This is a genomic window from Streptomyces sp. TRM49041 (assembly GCF_008271805.1).
Lineage (GTDB): Bacteria > Actinomycetota > Actinomycetes > Streptomycetales > Streptomycetaceae > Streptomyces.
The window spans coordinates 1-2,925 of the sequence record NZ_VSRY01000169.1 but is presented as its reverse complement, the minus strand read 5'-3'; the positions used below and the strand labels follow the sequence as shown (position 1 = coordinate 2,925).

Here is a 2,925-nt window from a genome sequence, read left to right as displayed (position 1 = left end):
CCCGGCCAGCGCGTCCAGAGCGGCGTTCGCGGCCGCGTAGTTCGCCTGACCGGGGCTGCCGATAAGCGCGGCCACAGACGAGAACACCACGAACGCCGACAGGTCGGCGTCGGCGGTCAGCTCGTGCAGATGCCACGCGGCGTCCACCTTGGGCCGCATCACCCGCTCGACCTGCTCCGGCGACAGGGACTCCACCACACCGTCGTCAAGGACACCCGCCGCGTGCACCACCGCGGTCAGCGGATGCTCCACCGAGCCGAGCACCGAGGCCAGTTCGTCGCGGTCCGCGACGTCACACGCCACGACCCGCGCCTCACAGCCCAGGCCCTCCAGCTCGGCGACGAGCTCCGCGGCACCCTCGGCCCGCGCACCACGCCGACTGAGCAGCAGCAAATGGCGCACACCCCGAGTCCCGGCCAGGTGCCGGGCGAACATCGCACCCAGACCACCCGTACCACCGGTGATCAGGACGGTGCCCTCAAGGCCCAGGGGCGGCGCCGGAACGGTCAGTACGACCTTGCCGACGTTCAGACCCTCCCGCAGATGGCGCAGCGCCTCGCGGCCCTGCCGCACGTCCCACGTCCGGATCGGCGCGAACTGCAGCGCACCCTGCCGGAACAGGGTCACGATCTCCGAGAGCAGCTCGCCCAGCCGCCGGGGTCCCGCCTCCCACAGGTCGAACGCGCGGTAGGCGACGCCCTGCCGCTCCGCCGCGATCGTCTCCGCGTCGCGGATGTCCGCCTTGCCCATCTCCACGAACCGGCCGCCGCGCGGCAGCAGGTCCAGGGAGGCGTCGACGAACTCGCCCGCCAGCGAGTTCAGCACCACGTCCACCCCGGCGCCCCCGGTGACGTCCAGCAGCGCATCCCGGAAGCCGGTCTCCCGCGAGGAGGCGATGTGGTCGGCCGCGACTCCGGACGCCCGGACGGCGTCCCACTTGACCGGGCTTGCCGTGGCGAACACCTCGGCGCCGAGGTGCCGCGCGATCTGCACGGCCGCCGTGCCCACGCCACCGGCGGCGGCGTGCACCAGGGCCCGCTCTCCCGCGCGCAGCCCGGCCACGTCCACCAGGCCGTAGTAGGCGGTCGCGTAGGCCACCGGCACGGACGCCGCCTGGCTGAACGACCAGCCGTCCGGAATCCGGGCGAGCAGTCCCTGGTGGGCGACGGCCACCGGGCCGAAGGATTCCATCACGATGCCGAAGACCCGGTCGCCGGGCGCGAATCCGGTGACGTCCGCACCTGTCTCCAGCACCACGCCGGCCGCCTCCGCACCCAGGGGTACGTCGTCGGGGTACAGGTCGAGGGCTATCAGTACGTCGCGGAAGTTCACCCCCGCGGCACGTACCCCGATCCGTACTTCGCCGGCGGCGAGCGGGCGACGGGCGTCGCAGGGCGTGATCTCCACGTCCTCGAGGGAGCCCTTGCGCGTGACGGACAGGTGCCACGCGTCGTCCGCCGGCGCGGCGGCCGTGGTCAGGCGCGGCGCGAACACCGCGTCGCCGCGGACGGCGAGCTGGGGTTCGTCGGTGTCGAGGAGCGCGCCCCAGTCCGGCTCGTCGCCCTCACCCTCACCGTCACCGTCACCGTCGAGGTCGAGGTCGAGGTCGACCAGGACGAACCGGTCGGGGTGCTCGGACTGCGCACTGCGCAGCAGGCCGCAGACCGCCGCCTGCGTGACGTCGGGGGTCTCCCCGTCGACAGCGACCGCGCGCCGGGTCACCACGACCAGCCGCGCCTCACCCAGCCACTCGCTCGCCAGCCACCGCTGCACCAGCGCCAGCGCCTCGGCGGCAGCGGTACGGGCCGCCCCGGCCGTGTCCCCGTCCGGGGTGCCGACAGCAGCCAGCACCAGGTGCGGCGCCGGGTCGCCGCCCGCGAGCGCCGTCTCCAGCGCGGCCAGGTCCGGGAACCGGTCGCCCGTGGCGGCCAGGTCGCCCAGTACCGCCACCCGGGCGGACCGCGCCGCACCGACCTCGACCGGGGTCCAGTCGAGCCGGTGGACCGACTGCCGCCCGCTGCGCCGCAGCCGCTCCAACTGGGCCGGGTCGACCGGACGCAGGTCCAGCCGCTCCAGACTCAGCACCGGCTCACCCTGCTCGGAGACGACATCGAGGCCGAAGGCGGCCTCGTCGACCCGGCGCATACGGACCCGCACCCGGGACAGACCGCGTCGGCCGGTGCGCACCCCGGACCAGGAGAACGGCAGGACGGCCGTATCCCTCGGCCCGTCCTGGGGCAGCCCCGCGTGCAGGGAGGCGTCGAAGAGCGCCGGGTGGATGCCGAAGGTCTCACCGCCGGTGTCACCGGGGAGGGCGACCTCGGCGTACGAGTCGCCGTCGGCCTTCCACGCCGTACGCACGCCCTGGAACATCGGCCCGTAGTCGAACCCGAGCTCGGCCATCCCCGCATACAGGGAGTCCGCGGTGACCTCCTCGGCGCCGGCGGGCGGCCACTCCCCGGGAAGCCACGACGCCACCGGTGCGGTGTCCTCCGCCGCCAGCCATCCGCGGGCGTGGCAGGTCGCCACGGTCTGCTCGCCGTCCCCGGCCTCGGGACGGGCGAAGACCGCCACCTCGCGGCGGCCGTCCTCACCGGCCGCACCGACCGTGATCCGCAGCTGCGCCGCGGCACCCTCCTCCAACAGAAGCGGCGCCTCCATGACCAGCTCGTCCACCACCGGCGCACCCACACGACAGCCGACTGCCAACGCCAGCTCGACCCACGCGGTCCCGGGCACGATCACCGCACCCAGGACAACGTGATCCCGCACCCACGGCTGGTTCTCGGTGGTGAGGCGGCCGGTGAACACCCACTCGTCCCGGTCACCCAGTTGCACGGCCGCGGCCACGAGAGGGTGCTCGACCCGGTCGAGACCCGCCGCCGCGACATCGCCGCCCTGAACGGACGGCATCAGCCAGTAGTT

1 protein-coding gene is annotated in these 2,925 nt (G+C 74.1%); it reads right to left on the bottom strand.

All coding sequences use genetic code 11. The features are described 5' to 3' along the window. Positions 1 to 2,925, bottom strand: a 2,925-nt coding sequence (locus FVS66_RS30760) for an SDR family NAD(P)-dependent oxidoreductase (RefSeq protein ID WP_149184534.1), incomplete at both ends; no start/stop codon positions are given.